Source organism: Lachnoanaerobaculum umeaense (genome assembly GCF_003589745.1).
Classification (GTDB): Bacteria; Bacillota; Clostridia; order Lachnospirales; family Lachnospiraceae; genus Lachnoanaerobaculum; species Lachnoanaerobaculum umeaense.
Genome location: NZ_CP032364.1, coordinates 1,396,390 through 1,422,115, shown reverse-complemented (window position 1 = coordinate 1,422,115; position 25,726 = coordinate 1,396,390). Strand labels below are relative to the sequence as shown.

Genomic DNA, 25,726 nt, shown 5'->3' with positions numbered 1-25,726 from the left:
AACTATGCAAATTTATGAAATATCCGATAGAGAAGCTTTATTTTATCTTTCCACAATATCTGAACTTGGATATTCAGCAAAAAAGGCAATCTATGAAAATATCAAGCCTTTATATAATATATTTAAAATGAGCTTTGATGAAGTACAAACCAAAGTAAAATTGAATGAAAAACAAATAAATGCAATTTTAAGACTAAAACTAAATTTAGATAATTTACATGACACTTATCTTTCATTAGATGATAGAAAAATTAAATTTATACTGCCTTTTGATGAGGATTATCCACAAAAACTAATACATATAAAAGATTATCCATTTGGAATATTTGTAAAAGGTGAAATTCCAAAGCAAAGAAAAAGTGTTTCAATAGTTGGTAGTAGAGGTGCCAGTCAATACGGATTGGAAATGGCAAGTTTTCTAGCACAGGAGCTTGCAATAAATGGGGTAGATATAATAAGCGGTATGGCACTGGGAGTTGATACAAAAGCACATGAAGGTGCTATACTTGGTGAAGGTAAAACCTATGCAGTACTAGGTACCGGAGTAAATGTATGTTATCCGGAGAGCAACTTTAATCTTTATAATAAACTATGTTCAGATGGTTTTGGTGGTGTAATATCTGAATTCCCACTTGGAACTAATCCTTTAAAGTTTAATTTTCCCATTAGAAATCGTATAATATCAGGTCTGGCAGATATAACTATAGTAATAGAAGCAAGACTGAAATCAGGTTCTCTTATAACAGCTTCACATGCTTTGGAACAGGGGAGAGAAGTATTTGCACTTCCGGGTAGAATAACTGATTGTATGAGTCTTGGATGCAATAAACTTATAGCTGATGGAGCCGGTATAATTTCATCGCCTACTGATGTTTTAGAAGCTCTAGATCTTAATATTGATAGAAAAATACAAGTATATAATGAAAAAAATCCTAATATACTTGCAAAGAACGATAAAAAGGTTTATAGTTGCCTTGATTTAAAACCTAAATACATTGATGACATAATCAAAGAAAGCACGCTAGATATATCACAGGTGCTGAGCTCACTTTTATTACTTGAATTGGAAGGTTTTATCGTACAGATTTCGTCAAATTATTATTGTAAGAGAATAAATTAGTAAGGGGTTAAAATGGCTGGAAGTTTAGTGATAGTGGAGTCTCCTGCAAAGGTTAAGACCATAAAAAAATATTTAGGTTCAGGATATGAGGTAACAGCGTCAAATGGACATGTAAGAGATTTGCCTAAATCAACTATGGGAATTGATGTTGAAAATGATTTTGAGCCTAAGTATATTACTATAAGGGGGAAGGGCGAGTTACTTGCTAAACTAAAAAAAGATGCAAAAAAAGCTGATAAAATATATCTTGCAACTGACCCTGATCGTGAGGGAGAAGCTATCAGTTGGCATTTGTCAAAGGCATTGAAGCTTGATGACAGTGATAAGAAGGTATTTCGTATCAGCTTTAATGAGATTACAAAAAATGCTATTAAAGAGGCTATTAAACATCCAAGAAAATTGGATATGAATTTGGTAGATGCACAGCAGGCAAGAAGAGTTTTAGATAGAATGGTGGGGTATTCTATAAGTCCGTTACTGTGGTCAAAGGTAAAGAGAGGCTTGTCTGCAGGTAGAGTACAATCTGTAGCCTTGAGGATGATTTGCGACAGAGAAGCACAGATAGATGAATTTATACCTGAAGAGTACTGGACTCTGGAAGCTGAGCTTTTGACGGCATTTTCTAAGAGAAGTGTTAATGCAAAGTTTTATGGCACAAAGACAAAGCTTGCGATAAATAATAGAACTCAAATGGCTGAAATTCTAAAGGCACTGGAGGGGGCAAAATATATTGTTTCCGAAATAAATGAAGGAGAGAGAATAAAAAAAGCTCCAATTCCATTTACAACTTCCACATTGCAACAGGAAGCAAGCAAAAAGCTGAATTACTCTACTCAAAAGACTATGAGACTTGCACAGCAGCTCTATGAGGGAGTGGATATTAAAGGCAAGGGAACTATTGCACTTATTACATATCTTCGTACTGATTCTACAAGAGTAGCTGCAGAAGCGGATGCAGCTGCAAGAGAATTTGTAGGGAAAAGTTATGGAGAAAACTATGTTTCACAAAATATAGTTACAAAAAATGCAAATACAAATGTACAGGACGCACATGAAGCTATCAGACCAACAGATGTAACATTAACCCCGGCAACATTAAAAGAAGCATTGCCAAGAGAGCTGTTTAGACTGTATCAGCTTATTTGGAAGAGATTTGTTGCAAGTAGAATGGAAAATGCAAAGTATAAGACAACATCAGTAAAACTGGCTGCCGGAGATTATATATTTACTATGGCAGGATCAAAGGTTCTGTTTGACGGTTTTATGAGTGTTTATACAGATGATGAAGAAGAGAAAGTAAGTTCAGATATAATTATAGCCAAGCTTAAAGTAGGTGATGAGTTAAAGCTTGAAAAACTTATAGATGCACAGCATTTTACACAGCCTCCGGCTCATTATACTGAAGCAAGCCTGGTAAAAGCTTTGGAGGAGCAGGGAATAGGGCGTCCTTCTACATATGCTCCAACTATTACTACTATTATGGCGAGACATTATGTTGTTAAGGAACAAAAAAATTTGTATGTCACTGAACTTGGACAAATAGTAAACTCTATGATGGTAAACTATTTTGGAAGTATTGTAGACAAAGAGTTTACAGCTAATCTGGAACAACTATTGGATTCGGTGGGAGATGGAAGTATAAATTGGAAAACTGTGGTATCAAATTTTTATCCGGATTTGGAATCAGCTGTAGAACAGGCTTCTAAGGAACTTGAAAATGTTAAAATAGCAGATGAAGTAACTGATGTTATATGTGAGAATTGTGGTAGAAATATGGTTATAAAATACGGACCACATGGAAAATTCCTTGCCTGTCCGGGATTCCCTGATTGTAAGAATACTAAGCCCTATCTTGAAAAGATAGGTGTAAAATGCCCAAAATGTGACGGAGAAGTGGTTATAAAGAAAACTAAAAAGGGTAGAATATACTATGGTTGCAGTAATGCACCTGATTGTGACTTTATGTCATGGAATAAACCATCTGCAACTTCTTGCCCTAAATGTGGCTCTTACATGGTAGAAAAGGGAAGTAAGCTGTTATGTATGAATGAAGAATGTGGATATAGTGAAAACAATATAAAATAAAATTTTAAAGTATTCCGGTTAGATAGAGGATTCTAACCGGAATATTTTTTGTTCAATTTAAAGTATAAAAAATTTATAGTATAAATCTAAATGATAATATTTGGAGATTGTATTCCTATACTCTTTATAAAAATATTTTTAAAGATTATTTTAAGTATAAAAATAATATAAAAAATACACAATAAAATGGAAAAATGATTCCATATTGCATTATAAAGTGTTTGTAAAACATCATATTTGCCAATTATTTTACTTTTTATGAATATGAAAGTATCAAATATAGATGCAAACAATATTTACTTGACATAGGGATGACAAGGGTTTATATTAAGAAAAGTAAAATGTTGATTAAATAACTCTTAACATTCGTTATTGCTTGACTTTTACTTTGATAATCTACAAACAAAACCGTTTGTAAAAAATAATAAAGGAGAGATATATGAATCTAAAAAAATGTGATAATGGACATTTTTATGATGCGGACACATATCCAAGTTGTCCACATTGTGGAGTGTCAGGAGGACATGAGAACTTCACAGTTCCTTTTTCAGCTCCACCGGCAAATGTTGATGTAACTATTGGTGGTAGTTTGTTGAGAGAAGAAGAGCAAAAGACAGTTGATATGAGTCAGCTCTCAATGTCAGAACTGGATACTCCAAAGTCAGCACAGACATCACAAATGCCAAGCCATGATGATGAGGTAAAGACTATCTCTATTTGGGGAAGAGACTTTGACTCAAATGAAGTTTCATCTAATGGAGTTGAGGAGCATAATTCACCTGTAGTAGGATGGTTGGTTTGCGTAAGTGGTGCAAACGGTCTTAAGGGAAGAGATTTCAAACTTAAAGTAGGTAGAAACTTCATAGGAAGAGATAATGATATGGATGTTTGTCTTAAAAATGAAAGTAGTGTTTCAAGACAGCAACATGCAATTATAATTTATGAGCCAAAACAGAACATATTCCTTGCACAACCGGGTAATACAAAGGAATTGACTTATCTGAATGATGAAGTTGTTTTGGTTCCACAGATAATGAAGAAAAATGATGTTCTTCAGGTAGGTAATGTAGCACTTATGTTAGTGCCATTCTGTGATGATGCTTTTAAATGGGAGTTGTAGAGAATAGGAGAAATATATGTATATAGATAATTTTGTGTATGGTGGTGGACCTTTAGAGATTTTTTTTAAGCCTCTTGCAAACGCTTATATGAATAATCCGGATGATGTAATAACTGCGACAAAGTTTTCGGACTTTATGTACAGAGTTTTTTGTCCTATTGTTTTCTTTGGATTATTATATTTTGCATGTAGACATGTTTTATATACTTTAGGTAAAAAAACAGGTGATGAAGATGGTTGGATGGCATTTGTTCCTGTAGCAAGAGCAATATACCTATGCAAATTAGCAGGAATGCCTATCGCTTTATTTTTATTGTTAAGTAAAACAATAGTAGCATTATTTTGTATATTATTATGGTTTACATTATTAAATGTTTCTGCATTAATTACAGCTATATTGATAGCTATATATATTATTGCCTTTGTAGTTGTAAGAATTATGACACATATGAAGCTTTTGGCCAGATTCGGATTTAATCCATTTATAGCCTTCTTACCTTTTGGTGTTGAGCTTGCAGTAGAAGCGGTTATGGCATATTCAAATTATGAAGATAGAACACAAAGAGATGTAATGACAACTGTTGATGGTAAAGAGCTTAAGAATCAAATCATGAATGATGTTAAGCAGATTATGCAGTCAAATGGTGGAAGTTCAAGTGCACCTTCAGGTAGAGCAGTTCAAGGAGGAACTATCTCACGTAGTCCTGATGGTAGAATTATCGGTGTATCAGGAAAGTACGTAGGTGTTACATTTGATATTCAGAATGGTGAACAGTTTAAGTTTGGTAGATCTGCTGATAAGTCAAACATTGTATTTGATTCAACAGATGCTGACATTTCAAGAGAGCATTGTATAGTAAGATATGCTAATGGTATATATCAGGTTACTGATATATCTACAAATGGTACATACCTTGACGATGGTACACCTATTAGCAGAGGTAGTACAGTAAATGTTGCACCGGGAAGAATTATATTACTTGGAAAGCAAAAGAAGAATTCATTTAGATTAGGATAAGATATAGGAGGATGGTCGTGATAACCTATTATTTATACAGTAATGTGGGTAGACGCGACAACAATGAGGATTCAGTTGGCATGACAAAAGCAGGAGAAGACTTCTGCTTTGTCCTTGCTGACGGTCTTGGTGGTCACGGAAAAGGTGAAGAAGCGTCTAGAATTGCAGTAGAACGAGTGATAGAGGAGTTTGTTAGTGCAGGAGGGGCTTCACAAGAGTGCTTATCAACTTCATTACAGAATGCACAGTACATTATTATGCAGACACAGAGGTCAAATATTGAGTGTAGAGACATGAAGACAACTTGTGTGGTATTACATATTGGCGAAAATAGTATCCAGTGGGGACATGTTGGAGATTCAAGACTATATCATTTTTACAAGAATAAGCTTGTGCAAAGGACAAGAGATCACAGTGTTCCACAGATGTTGGTAGACGCAGGAAGATTAAAAGAGAAACATATAAGAAACCACCCTGACAGAAATAGACTTTTAAAGGTAATGGGTATCGAATGGGAAAGTCCCAAATTTGAACTCGGAGAACCTGTGGATAAAGTAGTTGGTCAGGCTTTTTTGTTGTGTAGTGATGGTTTTTGGGAGCTTATAGACGAAAAACAGATGATGAACTGCTTAAAAAAGGCATCCTCTGCTAAAGAATGGATAGAAATGATGGAAGTTATTGTTCTAAAAAAGGGTAAAAATACAAATATGGACAATTATTCTGCTATTGCTGTTTGGATAGAATAGGAGCATTTAATGGCAGTTGTTAGATGTAATCAAGGGCATTATTATGATGATGAAAAATTCTCCAGATGTCCTCATTGTGGAATATTTGCAGGAGTAGAAGAGAAAAAAAATAAAAATGCTGATAAAAAGGGATTTTTCTCAGCATTTACAAGAACAAAGGATGATTCAAAGACTGTAGCAAAACATGAAAGCAACTATACAGATAATAGACCTATGGAGGACACAGTAACTGTAAGCCTGGAAAGTGTGGAAAAAGCACCTGTAAAAAAGCCTTCAGATGATGGTAAGACTATAGGTATGTTTTCTGCTGCAAAGGGAAATGACTATGTTACAGGTTGGTTAGTGTGTATTGACGGTGTAGAAAAGGGAAGAGACTTCAGAATAAGACATGGCTTCAACTGGATTGGCCGTGATTATGATATGGATGTTATATTGCAATGTGATATATCAGTAAGCAGGCAAAAACATTGTGCTATTGTATATGATGATAGAGGCAATAGCTTTTCTATTGTACCAAATGCCGGAAATGAATTGTATAAAAATGGAGAACCTATACATGAGCCTGAAAAAATAAAAACAGGTGATGTAATACAGGTTGGAATGCAAAGATATGAATTCATTGCATTTTGTAGAGAGGGCAGAGAATGGGAAAAAGAATAATATCTATATTTATTTTTTTATGTATGATACTGGGAATGACATCAGTATCATTTGCAGATACTGAGAGTCCGGCTATTGAACAAGTGTATTTGAATATGCCAGATGTTACCATATATAGTTATGGTATAGATAAAAGCCAAACTGTTGAAGGCTTTATAGATGGTGAAAAACTTACTCTTAAAAATAATGAGGATTTTAGTAGTACTAAAGAAGGTGTTCAGTACTATGTTTTGCTTGATATATCAGCTTCAATAAATAAAGATTATTTTCTTCAAATGAAAGCATCTATTTTGGACTTTTATTCTACATTGTCTCCAAACGACGGATTTTCTCTTATAACATTCGGAGAGACTGTAGAAACTAAAGTGGACACAAGAGTGTCAAATGATGATTTAAGAAATATACTAAACTCTATAAGTAACAGAGATCAGGATACATTACTTTTTGAAGCCATAAAGGAGGCTGTAGAAAAGGATTCAAAAAATTCTGACACAAGTCTGCATAGAAGAGAAATAATAGTATTGTCAGATGGAGAGGATTTTGCAGTTGGAAAGGTTACTTCTTCAGAAGTACTAAGTCAATTACAAAAAGAATCTATTTCACTCTATGCCCTATGTATAAAAGACACGAAAAAGGAAAATATTGATGCATTTGGAGAGGTAGCTAGAAGCTCAGGTGGTCAGATTGAGGTAGTATCTCCTCAAGAGATCAAAACAGGTTTTCAAAATATAAAGACAAGAATAGACTCCGCAAGGGTATTAAAGTTTGTAGCTGATAATAATAAGGTTACAAATGCCTTGGTAAATGTAACTATTCAAGTTGATGGATCGAAGGCGTCTGATACTAGACAGGTGATGTCTATACTTTCACAGCCGGATAATGTTAATCCTAAGATTGTACAGGCTGAACAAGAAAAGGGGAGAAATATAAAAATAACTTTCTCTGAAAAGATGTCAGGTGCATCAGATCCGGCAAACTATTCTCTTGTTACAAAAAATAATAAGACTATAGCTTTTTCGGCTGTTAACAAAATAGAGGATGAAGAAAACACTTATTTACTAACAACTGCAGAAAAGTTTAATAGTGGGGAATATAGACTTATTTGTGGAGATGGTATCACTGACGATTCAAATGAGCAGAATAGAGTTTTAGAAGAGACTAAAATAAAGCTGAATCAAAGTGATGATGATTTTACACTACTTACACTTGCTCTTTCTTTATTTTCAATACTTTTGATTATTGTAGGAATTGTTGCTATGTCAATATCTAGAGGGAAAAAGAAGCAAGAAGCAAATACTGTAAAAGAAAATAGTGCTCATATTGCCCCACATTACTCAGTTGATATGCCTAATGAAGAAGTTCAAAACCAGAAATATCATATAAAACTAGAACATGTTGATGCTAAGGATTTTAGTCTACTGATATCAGTCAAGGGCATGAAAACTAAAAAGACGGATTTTAAGATTACAAAAAGCTTTATAGTTGGAAGATCCAGTATGAATGAACTTTATTTTGATGATGATGAGATGTCAAGACAGCATTTTGCATTGGAATGGGATGGAGAAAATATGTACATTTCAGATTTGAATTCCACAAATGGAACATCTGTAAACGGTGTAAGGATTTTAGGAAAGAGAAAGTTAGAATATGGAGATGAGATTTCTGCCGGTATGGAGAGAATGATTATTCATTTCTAATGGTGTACGAAATGAAAAAAGATATGTGTCCTAACTGTTTTTTAAATGAATATACTTTTAATGACAACTATATTACCGGGATATGTTCAAATTGTGGGTATACTATGGCTTCAGAAAATATTTCAGACAGAGCATTGCGTCCTAAAACTAAATTGAACAATGGAAAGTATATTTTAGGAAAAAAACTGGGAGAGGGTGGATTTGGAATCACCTACAAGGCTGTGGACCTGTTTAATGGCGGTATTTGCTGCATAAAAGAGTATTTTCCTTTTACAGACTCCAATAGAGCAAAAAATTCTAATTTTTTGGTGGCTAAAGAAGACAAAAGGCTCGAGTTTGAAGATGGAGAAGAGAAATTCAGAAGAGAAATGAGTGCTCTGAATGTGTTAAAGGGTGTAGACGGTGTAGTACAGTTTAGAGATCAATTTTCAGAAAATGGTACATTATATTATGTTATGGAGTACCTGGAAGGTTGGAATTTAAGTCGTTTTATAAAAATATTCAAACCTACATTTGCAGGTGTTACAGAAATCATTTTAAAGGTTGCAAAGATTCTTATGGTAATGCATGAGAAATCTCAGCCTATTTATCACAGAGATATAAGTCCTGAAAACATTTATATAGCTGATAATAAAGTCTATCTTATTGACTTTGGTAATGCAAAAGTTATTATTTTAGACAGTGACAGAAGAGACAAAAGGCTTATTTTTAAACCCGGTTTTGGAGCACCTGAACAAGCGGTTTATGATGCTCCACAAGGGGCATATACAGATGTGTACGGTCTTGCAAGTAGCTATTATTATGCATTGACCGGACTTAGAATACCTTCAGCTGTTGATAGACGAAATGGTGCAATATACACATCTTTGTGTTATATAGACAAGAACATTCCAAGAGAGATTTCTGATGCTGTAGACAGGGCACTTCAAATGGATATACATATGAGGACTGGAAGTGTTAGAGAGTTTATTGAAGAAATTTGTACTACAAAAAGATTAAATATTTTACCTAAATTTAAAATTATGTATGGTCCTAACGCCGGCCGAGAGGGCAGGCTTAATGCAGATAAAAATTATATTATCGGCAGAGAGACATGTGACATAATAATAAACTGGTGTGAAATAAGTAAAAGGCATGTAACAATACGCTATAATAGCCGTGAAAAGAATTTTGATGTTACAGATACATCTACCAATGGAACATTTGTGGATGGTATAAAACTTGAAAAAGGTCGTACCTATAAGATGTATCCAGCAACAACATTGGTACTGGGCGATAATGTCAGTCGTATTTGTTTAGATGCAAGCTATCTATTAAACTGATGAGAGAGGTCTTAAAAGTGAATTATGTAAGAAAGGAAAATGCTGAAAATAGATCAGTTGAGGTTGGTCTTACAGCAATTATCGGAGATAGAGAATATCAGCAGGATTATTTGTACTTTTCTCAAGATGCTACAGTGACACTGGCAGCTGTTTGTGACGGAATGGGTGGATTAGAAGGTGGTGAAAAAGCCAGCTATACTGCCGCAAATATATTGGGAAGTGCATTTGAAAATAGAACCGGAAATGTGGATTTTTTTGGTTTTCTAAAAGAAAATGCCTATAAGATGAATGAAAGTGTCAAAAATCTTCTAGGTACTGATGGTAGACCTATGCATGCGGGATCAACAGTTGTTACAGTTATTATTAATGACGGTTTTCTCTATCCTATGTCTATTGGAGACAGTCATATTTATATTTATAGAAATGACAGATTGGTACAGATAAACAAAGAGCATAATTACTACGAACAGCTAATGAGCCAGCTTAGAGCAGGAGAAATAACGCAAGATTTTGTGGAAAGAGAAAAGGCAACTACAAGAGTTGATGCTTTGACAAGTTTTATCGGAATACAGAATTTATATTTGATAGATATTCCTGCAAATCCTATAAAGCTTGAAAAAGACGATACTATTATTTTGTGTAGTGATGGATTGTACAAGAATCTAAGTGATGAGCAGATAAGACTTATAGTAGAAGATAATCATATAAATATGCAGATGACATCTGACAGATTAATTGAGAGATCCAGAGCTTTAAAAAAAGAGAGTAAACAGGATAACACATCAGTACTTGTTTTAAAGTATAAAGGAAACAATATTTAGGGAGGATAATTTATGCGTTGTCTAAATTGTATGCAGATATACGATGAGGAATACGGAGTATGTCCACATTGTGGATATGTACCATCCGGAAATGCTAAAGAATTATATCAGTTGACACCCGGCATTGTATTAAATAACAGATACTTAATAGGTACTGCATTGGGAGTTGGAGGATTTGGTATTACATATGTAGCTTGGGATCAAAAACTGGAACAAAAAGTAGCTATAAAAGAGTTCTATCCAAGTGCAGGTGGTATAGTAAACCGCAGTCCCGGAGTTGCTAATGTTATCATATATTCAGGTGAAAAGGCTATAGAGTTTGAAAAAGGAAAACAAAGATTCTTGACAGAGGCAAGAAGTATGGCAAGATTCAGTGGTCATCCAAATATTGTTCACGTTTATGAATATTTTGAGCAAAATAGTACTGCATATATTGCCATGGAGTTTTTGGAGGGTAAATCTTTTAAAGACTATTTGAAGGAAAACAATGGTCCTATTGACTGTAATATTGCCAAAAATGTAATTTTAGCTGTACTTGATGCACTAAAAGAAATACATAGAGCCGGTATTATACATAGAGATATAAGTCCGGACAATGTTTTTATAAGCCCGGAAGGTGTAATAAAAGTTATTGACTTTGGTGCGGCAAGATTTTCTACCGGTGAAGAAGAAAAAACTATGTCTATAATTCTAAAGCCGGGTTATGCACCACCGGAGCAGTATAGAACTAGAAGTAGTCAGGGACCTTGGACTGATGTATATGCAGTTGGAGCTATGTTCTATAGGGCTGTTACAGGAGTAATGCCTGATGAATCTGTAAATAGAATGGTAGAAGATAAGGTGGTCCCACCTGATAAAATAAACAATGAGGTTAGCAGTGATTTGAGTAATATTATAATGACTGCAATGGCACTTGATAAATCATTAAGGTTTAAGAATGTAGACCAATTTGAAGATGCTCTTCTAAAGGGAGAATACTCAGATACTCCTGATAAAGTATTGAGTAGAAGAAAGAAATTCAGAATTATAACTGTGGTAGCGTCATTAATTATCTTTATTATAATGATTTCAGCTGTATTTAGTATTTACAATAAGAAGAGCCAAAAATTTGCACTTAAGGATGGCACTTCTATAGAAGTTTGGCTACCTCCATCTGATAATATAACTGATGAAAAAGTAGCTGATCAGAAATACTCTGATTTTGATGAACTTATATCAGGATTTAAAAAAGACTATGCCGGTGTAGATGTGAGTTTTAGGACATTTGAGTCAGACGAAGAATATCAAACTGCACTGGAAGATGCATTAGACTCTGGTGGCAAAGATGTACCTACAGTATTTGACAGTACATATTTGGATTTGGATGAGTTTGATGGTGATTTAGATAAGCTTGATACGACCTATGACTTTATAGATTTAGACAACAGTAGAAATATAATGGATTATTATAAAAAATTCAAGGATAGCGATCAAGTACCATTAAGTGTACAATATCCTCTTATCTATAGGAATGAAAAGTATTCTAATTCAAATACTACTGAAACATCAAATAGTGAAGAATCAGACGTTGTAATAGATTATGATTTAGATACAGTCATTGAATCAGGAGATTATGCTCTAAATCCGAATTTACTATTGGCTAAAGATTCAGATATTTCATCTGACAAAACTATAGAGGATTTTGTAAATGGAGAATGCCTATACTATATATCAGATACATCTGATTATAAGGAAATACAGGAAAATATGGCAGGTAAGTACTCTGTGTCTGTCGTAGGTGATAAGAGAATCAAGCTGAGATTTACCAATCTTGTAAGTGTAAATAATCATGTAAGTGACGAAGAAAAAAAGGCCGGAGAAATATTAGTGTATTTTCTTATGAAGGAAAAAGCACAACAGGTGCTGAATATAAAAAACAACAATGGTGTTCCTGTCAATTCAGAGATACTTAATGAATATTATTTGAATACCTATGTTGAGCTAAAAGATATTGGAGATCTAAAACAATGAAAATGTGTTTAAATTGTATGGAGGAGATTGGGGATTTTCAAGATATATGTCCATTTTGTAAGTATGATATACAAAAAGATGTTCCATCGGAGTCCAATGAAATAAAGCCCGGAGAGATTTTAAATAATAGATATGTCGTTGGTAAGGTACTTGATAGAAAGAAATCACAAATACGATATATTGGAAAAGATGCTCAGCTTCAAAGAATAGTACAAATAGTTGAATATTTTCCTGAAGATTATTTACAAAGAGATGGCTCTGCAAAACTGATATTTAAGAGTGGTGTGGATGGTAATACATACAAAAATAAGATGAAAAGCTTCTATGACTACTACAATCAAATAATGCTACTCTACAAAGAGAGAGAAGTGTCTGATATATACAGTTGCTTTTATCATAATAATACTTGTTATGCTATAGAACAATATATAAAGAGCAATACATATGAATCTTCTATAAATGAGAATAAACCGCTCGAAATTGTTGCAGCTTTAGACTTATTTGGTAAGGCTATGCGTTCTGTGGCAAAACTACACCATGAAGGAATATATCATGGAAATGTTAAAGCAAGCAGCTTCATATTTGGGGCAACAGCAGATGATGTTATAGTAAAAGATTTCTATCCAAGAATCAATTTGCAGGTCGGTGAGGCTCAGTTGGAGGATAGAAGATCATTAGTTAATCTTTTTGGATGCATGGCTTTAGGACAAACTGATGTAATGGAAATAGATGTTAAAAATCTCATAAATAGTGATAAGACCGTTTTATCTAACAAGATAAAGCAAGAAATGCTTTCTATGTATGAGAGAGAGTCTTTAGATAAATCCTTGGATATGATCTTTAGAGATATTTTTGATGATTCCAGAACTATCAATCAAAAGCCTGATTCTAAAACAAAGAAAACTGCAGCAAAATCATCTAGGTTACTTAAGAGAAAAACAGATTCAAATGATTCAAAGAATACATTGAAGAAGACCTTGGTAATAGCTTTGGCAGTACTTATAGCTTTACCGGTAATGGGTGCTACAGGATACTTTATTATTACTAGAAAGTCAAAATTATTTCCAAAGGAAAATGTAGTAGAAAGTAGTTCTCAGGAAAGTAATACTAAAGAGAGCAGCACTGAGAAAAGTAGTACTAATGCGACGGAGCCGAGTACAACTGAAGCACAAGAGGCTTCAACTGTAACCCAGGGAAAAACTAAAGCAACTGATTCTACGCCAAAGAAATAAGATTCTACAAATAATAAAGGTGAGAATAGTAATACCGGAAAACCGTAACCAGCTGTGTCTGACGATAATAGTAATTAACCAACAGAGGTAAGCAAGTCTAAAAGTGTTGAAATAGCAAAGGCAACTGAGACTGTAGAACCTTTTCCGGGTAAATAAGTGGGGTTCCAAAATAATGGAGGAAAAATTTTAATGAAAAGACTGTGTATGGGATGTATGCAGGAGTATGATGAACAATATGACATCTGTCCTTTTTGTGGATATGCTCATGGTACACCGCCTCAAGAAGCCTATCATATGACACCGGGTACTATTTTAAATGATAAATATATTATAGGAAAAGTACTTGGATTTGGAGGCTTCGGAATTACATATATTGCCTATGATAAAATACTTGAGCAAAGAGTGGCTATCAAAGAGTATATGCCTGGTGAATTCTCCACCAGAATGCCGGAGCAAAAAACTGTAACTGTATTCTCAGGTGATAGAGAGGAACAGTTTAAAGAAGGCCTGATGAAAATAGAACTTGAAGCCAAAAAACTAAGTAAGTTCAGTTCAGTGCCGAATATAGTACATATATATGACTGCTTCCAAGCAAATAATACAGTGTATATTGTTATGGAGTATCTGGATGGTGAGACCCTTAAAGAAAAACTGAATAGAGAAGGCAATATGCCGGTTCAAGAAGCCTTTGATATTGTAATGAAGGTTATAGCTGCCATGAAAAAGGTACACAAAGAAGGTATTATTCATAGAGATATAGCACCTGACAATATCTTTGTACTAAAAAATGGGGATATTAAGGTTATTGACTTCGGTGCTGCAAGATATGCTACTACAAAGCATTCAAAGAGTCTATCAGTTATCATAAAGCCCGGATATGCACCAGAAGAACAGTATAGAAGTAGAGGTGATCAAGGTCCACATACAGATGTATACGCATTGGCTGCTACATTCTACAAAATGATTACCGGAATCACTCCGGAAGATGCTATGGAGAGAAGTGTCAAGGATATGCTGAAGCGTCCATCAAAACTTGGGATAGAGATTTCTAAGCCTATGGATACAGCTATAATGAATGCTCTTATGGTCAATATAGAGGACAGAACCCCTACTATGGATGAGTTTGAGGAGGAGCTAAATAATGCTGAAGTCAAGGAAAGAAAAAAGACTGCTGCTAAGGATAGGTCAGGAAAGATTCCACTTTCTGTAAAGATTGGAATACTTGTTGGTGTAGCTATAGTGGCTGTATCAACAATAACTGTATTTTCAATGAATTTCGCTCCTAAGTTGATATCAGAGGCTATTTTTGGTGAAAAGGAGATACCCGCACCCAATCTTATAAATCAGGACTTTGACAATGCAAGAGAAAATAATATTAAATATATTAATGTTGTTGATAATGGTAAAAAACCTAGTGATGATATATTGTTAGGTAAGATTATAACTCAGGATCCTGCTCCGGGAACTACTATAACTACAGGTTCAACAATATTTGTTACTATAAGTTCAGGTAAAGAGCCTATGATTATTCCAAATGCAGTTGGAATGCGTATAGATGAGGCACAAAATATATTTAAATCAATGTACAAAAATGTAGAAGTGGTGGCATCAACAGATGATATGTCAGCATACCCACCCGGAACAGTGGTATCACAATCTATAGAAGCATATAGTGGTACTGTTATTCCCGGAGATGGAGATAGTATTGTATTGACCTATAATGCAAATGGTTTTGACTTAGAAAATTATACTGTAGATAAAACTTCTACTACTGTACCGGATGAAGCTGATGTAAAAAATAAAGATTTTTGGGAAATACAAAAAAGCTATTATGATCAAAATGCTATCTTCCTATCACCTGTGTATGTATTAAAAGATGGAGATAAGTATGTACTTTCAAGTGATGAAAAAAAGGAAATAGCAGGACTTAGTACAGATGCAGAAAAGGGTAAAATACTTGCAATAGATACAGTAGATGGTAAAAATATAGATAAAATACTTCAGGTATATGTATATGACGGTATTATACCGTTTAAAGTTGATGACTATAGAGGAAGTGCATTTGCTGATGTACAAAGTAAGTTTTTAACCTATGGTATAAATGTAAATGTTGAGTATAGCTATGATCCATCAGTGGCGAAGGATAGCATTATAGAGCAGAAGTATGCTAGTGGTGAAGCTTTAGTACAGGGTATGCTCTTACATGAGGGTGATAGTGTAACATTAATAGTAAATACAGGTGAAGCACCACAGGATGGTAGCGTACCAAATACTACTCAACCGCAAAATAACAGTTCCACAAAGCCTACTCAAAATGTAACCAGTACTTCAAAAGCAAGTCAGGAGACTGTAAAAGAATCAAATACTACAAGAGAAACTCAAGCTGCAACAAGTGCACCAACTACAGCAGCACCTACACAGCCACCAACTACAACAGCACCGCCACAGACAGCAAATCCAACACAAAGGGAAACTCAAGCTACAATAGCACCAGATGTTGTGGATGATCTTGTGGATCAATAATTAGTATGATAGATATAGGAGGTGAAAAATGAAAAGGCTGTGCATGGGTTGTATGCAGGAATATGATGCCAGATATGAAGTTTGTCCATTCTGTGGTTATGTCTATGGTACACCTCCAAAAGAAGCTTATCATCTGACGCCCGGTACCATACTGAATAATAAGTATATTATAGGAAAGGTACTTGGATTTGGAGGCTTTGGAATAACATATATTGCTTATGACAAGGTACTTGAACAAAGGGTTGCCATAAAGGAATACATGCCCGGAGAGTTCTCTACCAGAATGCCTGAACAAAAAACAGTAACAGTATTTTCAGGTGATAGAGAGGAACAGTTTAAAGAAGGCCTTATAAAAATTGAAGAGGAAGCTAAAAGACTGAGTAAGTTTAGTTCAGTTCCTAATATAGTTCATATTTTTGACTGTTTCCAAGCCAATAATACTGTGTACATAGTTATGGAGTATTTGGATGGCGAGTCTCTAAAAGATAAACTAAACAGGGAAGGAAAAATGCCTGTTCAAGATGCATATGGTATAGTTATAAAAGTTATATCTGCTATGAAGATAGTTCATAGAGAAGGTATTATTCATAGAGATATAGCACCTGACAATATCTTTGTACTGAAAAATGGCGAGATAAAAGTAATTGACTTTGGTGCTGCAAGATATGCTACGACAAAGCATTCAAAGAGCTTGTCGGTTATCATAAAGCCCGGATATGCACCTGAAGAGCAGTATAGAAGTAGAGGCGATCAGGGACCGCATACAGATGTATATGCTTTGGCTGCGACATTCTACAAAATGATCACAGGAATTACTCCTGAGGATGCCATGGAGAGAAGCGTCAAAGACATGTTAAAGCATCCTTCACAGTTGTTAGGCGTAAATATTTCTAAGTCTATGGATACAGCAATAATGAATGCTCTTATGGTCAATATAGAGGACAGAACTCCTACTATGGATGAGTTTGAAGAAGAGTTAAATGATGCTGAGGTCAAGGAAAGAAAGAAAACAGCAGCTAAAGATACTTCAGGAAGTATGCCGATGCCTTTAAAGGTATGTATAGGAGTGGGGGCCGGCGTAATATCTTTGGCATTGTTGGCTGTTCTTACAATAAATGTAGCACCAAGACTTGGAATAGATAAAATATTGGGTGCTACGGAGGTTACTGTACCAAATTTTGTCAATCAGGATTACGAAAGTATAAAGGATAATGATGATCTTAGTATTATAACTGATGAGGTTAAATATGATGATGAGTATATTGAAGGAAGGGTAATATCTCAGGATAAAAATGCAGGTACTACTGTACCTAGAGATACAGAAATTAATGTTATTGTAAGTGCGGGAAGCAGACCGATGCTTATTCCAAATTTGGTAGGAATGCGTTTGGATGAGGCTGAAAAGATTGCCGGAAAATTGTACAAAAATGTTATAGCAGAGCCGTATACCGGTGATACTTCTACAATACTGCCTGGTGCAGTATTAGGTCAGTCTCATGATCCTTACAGTGAAACTATTAAGAGTGGGTATGGAGATAGTATTACATTATACTATAATGCAGACGGATATGATAAAAGCGTATATCTTGCAGATAATACTGCTACCGATATTCCTGAAAGTATCTCCGTAAGCTTACAAGAACTTCCAGATGCTCAAAGATATTTTTACAGCAACTATTCTATCTATTTGTCACCGGTATTTGTACTTAAAGATGTTATAAATAATAAGTATATTCGAGTAGATGAATATAATGATAAAGAGCAGGATTATCAGGAAGTGAATATAGATGTTCCTGATAATATTTCAAGGGGGAGTATCATTAAAGAATATACTGATGAAAGTGCTAATAACAAAAGTAAACTCTTACATGTATATGTCTATGATGGTATAAAGCCTTTTGCAACTGACAATTATAGGGGTAGAGACTTAGCTGAAATTCAAAATATTTTAATGTCTGCCAGTGTTACGGTTTCAACTCAATATGAGTTTGATCCTTATGTCAAAGCTAATAGTATAATAAGAGTAATAGGGGGAGATGGTGCTGAATTACCTTTGGGTACTATTTTACACAGTGGGGATAATGTTACATTAGTTGTAAATAATGGAATAGATCCGAATGTCCCCACTACAAATTATGAAAGTGTAGGTGCTTCAACTACAACTGAGACAACTAAGGCAAAAGTAGAAACTAAAACTGCCCCACCTGAGACTACAAGAGCTAGGGAGACGCAGTCAACTCAAACACAGCCACCAACTCAAGCTGCAATACCGGCAGATCCACCGACACCTGAAAGTTCTCAATCAAAGGAGATTGGTTCGCAACCAAGTGAACCTGCAGATATGCCAACTGCTGTAAGGCCAAGGTACATAGAGCGTACTCAGGCAGAGGAAGAAGAGACCGCAGAGGGAGAGGAAAGTACAGAGGGCAAGAAGAAGAAAGATAAGAAGAAGAAAAAAGATAAGAAGAAAAAATCTTATGACGAAGATGTAGAAAGCAGCGAGGAGAAAGAAGTATATTATACCGCAGGATTCTATATAGATGAAAACGGTGACGAACAATATACAGAATTTTATTATACAGAAGATTAAAGATCTGTATATTAGAGTTATTAAAAATGTGGTGATTTAGTACCACTTATAGTAAATAAGGAGGATTTTTATGAAGGTAATTGGTATTTTGCTTATTATTTTGGGTATAATAGGTATTGTAATGGGCGGAATGATGTTTGGAGATATTGGAATTGCATGTATTGTTGGAGCAATGTCAGCATTACTGTCAGGTATTGGATTTTTAATAGCATCTAAGAGATCTTAGATGAATGCAAAAATCAAACTACCACAATTATAGAACTTGATATATCTAAGTCATTTTCTACCTTTGGACTTTAATTCAGATGATATAAAATCTTATTTAGAATAAACATATGAAATTTTTCTATGTTTCATGGTATAATATGATAAGAAGAAAATATCAATGAACATGAGGGAGTAGTAATACTCCTACAAATATGTAGGTAAAATAACCTATAGAAGAAAGGAAATAAAGTATGAAAAGAAAAATTTTAGTTGCAATTACAACATTTGTGTTGGCATTGGCATGTAGTTTTACTACATATGCTGCAGGTTGGGTAAAGGATGATATTGGCTGGTACTATGCATATTCAGACAATTCATATGCAAAATCAGGAATCCGTAATATTGACGGTGTTGATTACTGCTTCAATGACGCAGGATACATGGTAACAGGTTGGCAGTATACCAATTATAATAGCTATGGATGGTATTATTTCCAGCCGGATGGTTCAAAGAAAACAGGATGGCTGAATGAAAACAATAAATGGTATTATCTTGATCCTGCCAATGGAGGTAAGATGCACACACATTGGTTAGATATAGGATCAAAAAGATATTATATGAGGGAAGACGGTTCTATGGTAACTGGAAAGTTTGAACTTGGTAGCGATTTCCTTGATAATAAGTTATCATATTATGCTGACCCTTCAACTGGAGAATTATACAAGAACAAAAAAACAACTGAGACAAAATCAAATGGTGAAGTTGTAGATATAAGATATGACGATACAGGAGTTATAAGATATAGAACAGCTAAAACTATTGCAAAAGCAAAAGAGACCGGTGATAAGGATGATGAGTGGGTAACAAGTCTTAGTAAATATGAACTTGATAGCAAAAAAGAAAGAGCAAAAGAAGACGAAGAAGCAAATACCAATGATGAATAAAAATTTTTGATTGTCTGATATATTGGAGTATAATAAAAGGCCCGGGCTTTGTCCAAACCCGGGTCTTTTTTACTTATCATCATCTCTTTTATTTAAATTTCTTATATGCTTAGTTATAATAAGGTATGCATATATCACTACAGGAATTACAATGTCTATAAATAAAAAGACAAATAAAAGCCTTATATTACTTGTAAAGATCGCCACATAAATTGTACCAATTAAGCTAATAACAAGTATGAGCAAGATTACTATAGCCAAAAATCTTTTCATTTTCATATCAATCCTCCTCCATGCGCAATGTCAGCTCTTCCCATTCCTGCATTAAAGCATCCAATTTTTCTTCAAGAGAAGTTTTCTCTTTTTGCAGTTCAATAAGTTTACCAACATTTGAAGAAATCTCAGGATTTAAAAATTCCTCATCAATAATCCCCAATCTCTCTTCCAGTTTTTCTATTTCTTTTTCACATTTATTCAAAGCATTTTTGATTTTTTTCTTTTGTGCCTGTGCTGTTTTATTATATATCCACTCCTGTTTTGAATCCGATATTTCGACCGGCTTTTCTTCTACGGCACTAGATGTGAGATTTGCAGCGTCTTCAACAGCCTGTCTCTTTTCAATATAGTAATCATAATTACCTATATAATTGAGCAATCTGTTACCGGTAAGATCCAGTATTCTAGTAGCTGTTTTATTAATAAAATATCTGTCATGTGAAACATAACATACAGTGCCGGGAAAGCTGTTAAGTGCACTTTCAAGTACATCTTTACTGAGTATATCCAAGTGGTTTGTAGGCTCATCCAGAAGTAGAAAATTAGCTTTTGATAGCATAAGCTTTACTAAAGATACTCTACCTCTTTCGCCACCGGATAAATCACCTATTTTCTTATACACATCCTCACCGGTAAAAAGAAAAGCTGCCAATATATTACGTATTTGTGTATTGGTCATCTCAGGATAGGTATCCGATATTTCATCAAATAATGTCTTATCCATATGTAGTACTTGATGCTCCTGATCATAGTATGCAATAGATACATTAGAGCCATAGATAACTTCACCGGTATCAGGAGAGAGAAGTCCATTTATTATTTTGAGCAGAGTAGTCTTACCTGTACCATTGTCACCTATAATAGCTACTCTTTCACCCCTTTTGATTTCAAAGTCGATATCAGAGAATAGATTCTTTTCATCAAAGCTCTTTGAAAGATTGTGTACAGAAAGTACATCCTTACCACTTTCTTTTGAAATATTTAATGATAATCTCATATTCTCAATATGTGTTTGTGGAGCTTCAACTTTTTCGATTTTTTCAAGCTGTTTCTGCCTGCTTTCAGCTCTCTTTATAGATTTTTCTCTATTGAACTGCTTCAACTTGCTTATAACAGCCTCTTGATGCTTTATTTCCTGCTGCTGATTTAGGTATTCTTTCAGCTTTGCATCCATAAGCATCTGCTTTTTTTCAGAGAAATCAGAGTAATTGCCTAAATACATTTGAACCGTAGAATTTTCAATATCTATAACCTTACTTACTATTTTATCGAGAAAATATCTGTCATGAGATACTATTATCACAGCACCTTTATAATTTAGAAGATATGACTCAAGCCACTCTATACTTCTTAGATCTAAATGGTTTGTAGGTTCATCAAGTAAAATAATATCAGGTTCTTCAAGTAGGAGTTTAGCAAGAAAAACTCTAGTCTTTTGCCCTCCTGACAGAGTATTTATTTTTCTTTCAAAATCATTTTCATCAAAACCCAAACCCTTTAATATACCTACGACTTTACTCTTTGCTGCATATCCGTCTAAAAGTTCATAAGTATGTGTAAGGGCGGTATAAGAAGAGTATAATTCCTCTAAAGCTTTACCGGTTAGGTGTTGCATTTGTTCTTGCATCTCCAACATTCTTTTTTCCATATTTAATATTGGCTCTATAACAGTGTATAATTCATTTATAATACTTAATGTAGAATCAACATTATTGATCTGTCGTAAATATCCGAGTTTTGCATCCTTTGCAAGTGTAACACTACCGCTATCTGAAGCTTCTTCTCCTGTAAGTATTTTTAAAAGTGTAGTTTTTCCAGCACCATTTACACCTACAATAGCAACTTTTTCATGTTCATTGACTAAAAAATTTGCTTCTTTTATTATCTCATTGCTTCCAAATGACTTTGAGATATTCGTGGCATTTAAAATCAAAAAACTTGCCTCCTTAGTCTTATAATTTACATAAGTATATCGTAAATATGTATTTGAATGCAAGGAAAACAGTATAAATCCTTGTCCTTCTTTTTTGATTTAGAAGCTATAATACTGACTATTCTAAGCAGTTTTTTTATTGATATATTATATAATTATTACCATATATCTCTGTATTGACATTTATAATAATAAATAATATACTAATTGTAGAATTCTTAACAAAGAGAATTGCTGAGAATATTAGGAAGGATCATACAGATGCATAGAGATTTGGCATCTGTATCAAACATTGATAAGTATAAAGCTTAATGTTTGAATGGAACAATTATGGAAGAGAGAAAAATATCAAGAGCGGTTATATCTAGGCTGCCAAGATACTATAGATATCTAGGTGAGCTTTCAGAAGAGGGTGTTGAGAGAATATCCTCAAAGGAGCTTAGTGAGAGAATGAAGGTTACTGCTTCACAGATTAGGCAGGATTTAAATAATTTTGGTGGATTTGGACAGCAAGGTTATGGATATAATGTAAGATATCTATACAATGAGATTGCTAAAATACTTGGTATAGACCGTCAACATAATGTTATTATAATAGGTGCCGGTCATTTAGGACAGGCTATTGCAAACTATGCAAACTTTGAGAGAAGAGGATTTCTTATAAAGGCTATGTTTGACGTGGATCCGAATTTATTTGGTAAGACTATACGTGGTGCTAGAGTATATTCTTTGGATAATCTTGAGAAATTTATTTCTGAAAACGATATACAGATAGCAGCACTTACAATACCTAAGACCAGAGCACTGGAGATTGCAGAAAGGCTTACAAAATCAGGTATAAAGGCTATTTGGAATTTTGCACATACAGACCTTATAGTGCCTTATGATGTTGTAGTGGAGAATGTACATCTATCAGAATCTTTAATGAGACTCTCATATAGAGTTAGCAATATAGATGCACCACCTTTTGAAGGTAAGTATGATTAAGGGAATCGGTACTGATATAGTTGAAATAGATAGAATATCAAATGCAATAAAAAAAGATTTTTTCTTAAAAAAGGCTTTTAGTGACATTGAAATTAATATGGCTGAAGCCGGAAATAGAGATAGTTTTCTGGCGGGTAATTTCGCCACAAAGGAGGCTTTTGTAAAAGCGCTTGGACTTGGCTTTAGAGGAATTGGATTAAAGGATCTTGAAGTACTTAGAGATGAATATGGAAAGCCCTTTATAAAAATATGTAATATATCTAATATTCATTTAAAGGACATTGATGAAGCAAAGGTCCATGTATCTATAAGCAATACTAAAACATTGGCTATTTCAACAGTAGTAATAGAATCAGACTAATATGTGGAGAAGGGGAAATGAGAATTCTTGATGAAACTGCATTAAAATATATACCTGACAGGATAAAGAATGCAAATAAGGGTAGCTATGGACATGTGTTGGTTATTGCCGGCAGCAATGGTATGAGCGGTGCAGCTTTTTTAAGTGCGATGGCAGCATATCGTTCAGGAGCAGGATTGGTCAGAATATTTACTGTAAGTAAGAACAGAACAATTTTGCAAACCCTTTTGCCTGAGGCTATAATTACAACATATGATGAAAGAGAGGCATATGAAAACAAGGAAGGCTTTATAAGTAAGATGAAGCAATGCCTTGACTGGTCCAGTGTAGTGGTACTAGGTCCGGGGCTTTCCACTGATTATTATGCCAAAATTATAGTCGAATATGTATTATCTGAGTGCTATGTTCCTATGATAATAGATGCTGATGCATTGAATATTATTGCGGCTGAACCTTTACTCACAAAGTATTATACTGACAATATTATTATTACACCTCATATTGGAGAAATGTCTAGACTTGTGAAATCTTCAATAGAAGAAATACTATCTGAGCCTATAAAATATGCTGAGGAATATGCCGGTAAATATGGTATTACAGTAGTTTTAAAATCTCATCAAAGTGTAATAGCTGCAAAGGAAGATACTTTTATTAACAAATCAGGAAGTGCAGCAATGGCAAAAGCTGGAAGTGGAGATGTACTTTGTGGTATAATTGCAGGCATGTTCTGTCTTGGTATAGATGATGATATGGCTGTAGCATTAGGAGTATTTATACATGGAATGGCAGGTACTCTCGCCGGTAAAAAGCATGGGGAGCATAGTATTATAGCAAGAGAGATTATTGAGAATATAGGAGAAGTGCTAAGTAGAAGGAAGAGAGATGGACTCATATAGACGAGCTTATGCTAAGGTAGATTTAGATGCTATAAAGCATAATTTGATGGTGACAAAACAAGCTTTAAAGAAAGATATGAAGCTAGCTGCTATTGTTAAGGCTGACGGTTATGGGCATGGAAGTGTACCGGTATCATTATATATAAAAGATATTGTCGATTTTTTTTGCGTTGCAACACTGGAAGAAGGTGTTAATCTAAGATATCATGGCATTACAAAGCCAATTCTGATATTAGCATGTATTCCAAGAAACAGTTATAAGGAATCAATAGTATTTGATATAAGAGAATCAGTTTTTACATTAGAACAGGCTAAGAAGATAAATGAAGAAGCAAGGCAAATGGATAAGAAAATGTCTATTCATATTGCGATAGATACAGGAATGAATAGAATAGGATTCAAGCCGACAAAGGAAAGTGCTGAAATTATAAAAGAAATAAATGAAATGGAGAATATAGATATAGAGGGTATATTCACTCATTTTCATAGTGCTGATGAGAAAGACCTCACCTCAGCACTAAAGCAGGAGGAGTTATTTTCAGACTTTTTGAATATGCTGCATGATATGGGAGTCAATCCAAAAATAACACATGCTTCAAATTCTGCTGCCGTTGTAAATGGTATTGGAACAGGATTTGATATGGTTCGTTGTGGCATTACTATGTACGGAATCGCACCTTCAAGTGATGTGAATCTTGAAAATTTTGATTATAGACCTGCTTTAAGTATTTACTCTATTATTACTTATATAAAGCAAATCAAAGCAGGTGAATGTGTAAGTTACGGTGCCACATTTACAGCAGAAAAAGATATGGATATTGCTACAATTTCATTTGGGTATGCAGATGGGTATCCAAGGGATTTGAGCAATAGGGGCTACGTATTGATTCATGGTAAAAAGTGCAAGATTTTGGGTAGGATTTGTATGGATCAGACAATAGTAGATATCAGTAATGTTACAGATGCAAAGATAGGAGATAGGGTTGTAATTCTTGGTGAAAGTGACAATGGTAGAATTACTGTTGATGAACTTACAAAGGATTCTAATACATTTTCCTATGAATTTGTTTGTGGCATAAATAAAAGAGTACCAAGGCTTTACTATTTAAATGGTGAATATGTTGGAAAAAAAGATTACACAAGGGATTTATACACTATGATATAATAGTATTACTTGT

21 protein-coding genes are annotated in these 25,726 nt (G+C 34.3%); 19 read left to right on the top strand and 2 right to left on the bottom strand.

What is annotated here, in order from left to right; translation table 11 throughout:
• Nucleotides 1-4: 4 nt before the first annotated feature.
• From dprA to D4A81_RS06345, 15 genes are all read left to right on the top strand, one after another.
• Complete coding sequence (gene dprA, locus D4A81_RS06410; RefSeq protein ID WP_111524840.1) at nucleotides 5-1,120, top strand: DNA-processing protein DprA; 1,116 nt, start codon at nucleotides 5-7, stop codon at nucleotides 1,118-1,120.
• Between the two features lie 12 nt (nucleotides 1,121-1,132).
• Nucleotides 1,133-3,205: a type I DNA topoisomerase gene (gene topA, locus D4A81_RS06405; protein WP_111524841.1), complete on the top strand. Its 2,073-nt coding sequence runs from the start codon at nucleotides 1,133-1,135 to the stop codon at nucleotides 3,203-3,205.
• 439 nt (nucleotides 3,206-3,644) lie between these two features.
• Nucleotides 3,645-4,325: an FHA domain-containing protein gene (locus tag D4A81_RS06400; protein WP_111524842.1), complete on the top strand. Its 681-nt coding sequence runs from the start codon at nucleotides 3,645-3,647 to the stop codon at nucleotides 4,323-4,325.
• Between the two features lie 16 nt (nucleotides 4,326-4,341).
• Nucleotides 4,342-5,343 carry an FHA domain-containing protein gene (locus tag D4A81_RS06395; RefSeq protein WP_111524843.1) on the top strand — a complete coding sequence of 334 codons (1,002 nt, stop codon included), beginning with the start codon at nucleotides 4,342-4,344 and terminating at the stop codon, nucleotides 5,341-5,343.
• Nucleotides 5,344-5,360: 17 nt separating this feature from the next.
• Complete coding sequence (locus tag D4A81_RS06390) at nucleotides 5,361-6,089, top strand: PP2C family protein-serine/threonine phosphatase (protein ID WP_111524844.1); 729 nt, start codon at nucleotides 5,361-5,363, stop codon at nucleotides 6,087-6,089.
• Nucleotides 6,090-6,098: 9 nt separating this feature from the next.
• Nucleotides 6,099-6,749, top strand: coding sequence for an FHA domain-containing protein (locus D4A81_RS06385; RefSeq protein WP_111524845.1), 651 nt, complete (start codon nucleotides 6,099-6,101; stop codon nucleotides 6,747-6,749).
• Complete coding sequence (locus tag D4A81_RS06380; protein ID WP_111524846.1) at nucleotides 6,734-8,446, top strand: FHA domain-containing protein; 1,713 nt, start codon at nucleotides 6,734-6,736, stop codon at nucleotides 8,444-8,446. Before D4A81_RS06385 ends, D4A81_RS06380 begins: the two co-directional genes overlap by 16 nt.
• Nucleotides 8,447-8,457: 11 nt before the next feature.
• Nucleotides 8,458-9,768: an FHA domain-containing serine/threonine-protein kinase gene (locus tag D4A81_RS06375; RefSeq protein WP_162902557.1), complete on the top strand. Its 1,311-nt coding sequence runs from the start codon at nucleotides 8,458-8,460 to the stop codon at nucleotides 9,766-9,768.
• Nucleotides 9,769-9,785: 17 nt separating this feature from the next.
• The gene (locus tag D4A81_RS06370; RefSeq protein ID WP_162902556.1) at nucleotides 9,786-10,589 is read left to right on the top strand and encodes a PP2C family protein-serine/threonine phosphatase; all 804 of its coding nucleotides are present in this window, start codon (nucleotides 9,786-9,788) and stop codon (nucleotides 10,587-10,589) included.
• Nucleotides 10,590-10,601: 12 nt separating this feature from the next.
• Entirely contained in the window at nucleotides 10,602-12,599 is a 1,998-nt protein-coding gene (locus D4A81_RS06365; protein ID WP_111524849.1) for a serine/threonine protein kinase, read from the top strand.
• A complete protein-coding gene (locus tag D4A81_RS06360; RefSeq protein ID WP_111524850.1) occupies nucleotides 12,596-13,831 on the top strand; it encodes a hypothetical protein in 1,236 nt (411 codons plus the stop codon). The genes D4A81_RS06365 and D4A81_RS06360 overlap by 4 nt, the downstream gene beginning before the upstream one ends.
• A 189-nt stretch (nucleotides 13,832-14,020) precedes the next feature.
• Nucleotides 14,021-16,354 carry a protein kinase domain-containing protein gene (locus D4A81_RS06355; protein WP_111524851.1) on the top strand — a complete coding sequence of 778 codons (2,334 nt, stop codon included), beginning with the start codon at nucleotides 14,021-14,023 and terminating at the stop codon, nucleotides 16,352-16,354.
• Nucleotides 16,355-16,382: 28 nt separating this feature from the next.
• Nucleotides 16,383-18,944 (top strand): protein kinase domain-containing protein, encoded by a 2,562-nt coding sequence (locus D4A81_RS06350; RefSeq protein WP_111524852.1) that lies wholly within the window; start codon nucleotides 16,383-16,385, stop codon nucleotides 18,942-18,944.
• 70 nt (nucleotides 18,945-19,014) lie between these two features.
• Complete coding sequence (locus D4A81_RS13135) at nucleotides 19,015-19,170, top strand: hypothetical protein (RefSeq protein ID WP_162902555.1); 156 nt, start codon at nucleotides 19,015-19,017, stop codon at nucleotides 19,168-19,170.
• A 232-nt stretch (nucleotides 19,171-19,402) separates the two neighbouring features.
• Nucleotides 19,403-20,095 carry a hypothetical protein gene (locus D4A81_RS06345; RefSeq protein ID WP_111524853.1) on the top strand — a complete coding sequence of 231 codons (693 nt, stop codon included), beginning with the start codon at nucleotides 19,403-19,405 and terminating at the stop codon, nucleotides 20,093-20,095.
• Between the two features lie 69 nt (nucleotides 20,096-20,164).
• Here the strand turns inward: D4A81_RS06345 and D4A81_RS06340 are convergent, their stop codons facing one another.
• Together D4A81_RS06340 and D4A81_RS06335 are read right to left on the bottom strand one after the other, a co-directional pair.
• On the bottom strand, nucleotides 20,165-20,374 hold the full coding sequence (locus D4A81_RS06340) for a cell division protein DIVIC (RefSeq protein WP_172621795.1): 210 nt from the start codon (nucleotides 20,372-20,374) through the stop codon (nucleotides 20,165-20,167).
• 1 nt (nucleotide 20,375) lies between these two features.
• The gene (locus tag D4A81_RS06335) at nucleotides 20,376-22,304 is read right to left on the bottom strand and encodes an ABC-F family ATP-binding cassette domain-containing protein (RefSeq protein WP_111524854.1); all 1,929 of its coding nucleotides are present in this window, start codon (nucleotides 22,302-22,304) and stop codon (nucleotides 20,376-20,378) included.
• 330 nt (nucleotides 22,305-22,634) lie between these two features.
• On the opposite strand from D4A81_RS06335, the gene D4A81_RS06330 reads away from it, so the two are divergent.
• Genes D4A81_RS06330 through alr form a run of 4 tightly spaced genes read left to right on the top strand, consistent with a single transcriptional unit; the run spans nucleotide 22,635 to nucleotide 25,713 of the window.
• Complete coding sequence (locus D4A81_RS06330) at nucleotides 22,635-23,291, top strand: redox-sensing transcriptional repressor Rex (protein WP_111524855.1); 657 nt, start codon at nucleotides 22,635-22,637, stop codon at nucleotides 23,289-23,291.
• Nucleotides 23,284-23,652, top strand: coding sequence for a holo-ACP synthase (gene acpS, locus D4A81_RS06325; RefSeq protein ID WP_111524856.1), 369 nt, complete (start codon nucleotides 23,284-23,286; stop codon nucleotides 23,650-23,652). The genes D4A81_RS06330 and acpS overlap by 8 nt, the downstream gene beginning before the upstream one ends.
• A 17-nt stretch (nucleotides 23,653-23,669) precedes the next feature.
• Nucleotides 23,670-24,548, top strand: coding sequence for an NAD(P)H-hydrate dehydratase (locus D4A81_RS06320; RefSeq protein ID WP_111524857.1), 879 nt, complete (start codon nucleotides 23,670-23,672; stop codon nucleotides 24,546-24,548).
• Nucleotides 24,535-25,713: an alanine racemase gene (alr, locus tag D4A81_RS06315; protein ID WP_111524858.1), complete on the top strand. Its 1,179-nt coding sequence runs from the start codon at nucleotides 24,535-24,537 to the stop codon at nucleotides 25,711-25,713. Before D4A81_RS06320 ends, alr begins: the two co-directional genes overlap by 14 nt.
• Nucleotides 25,714-25,726: the final 13 nt, after the last annotated feature.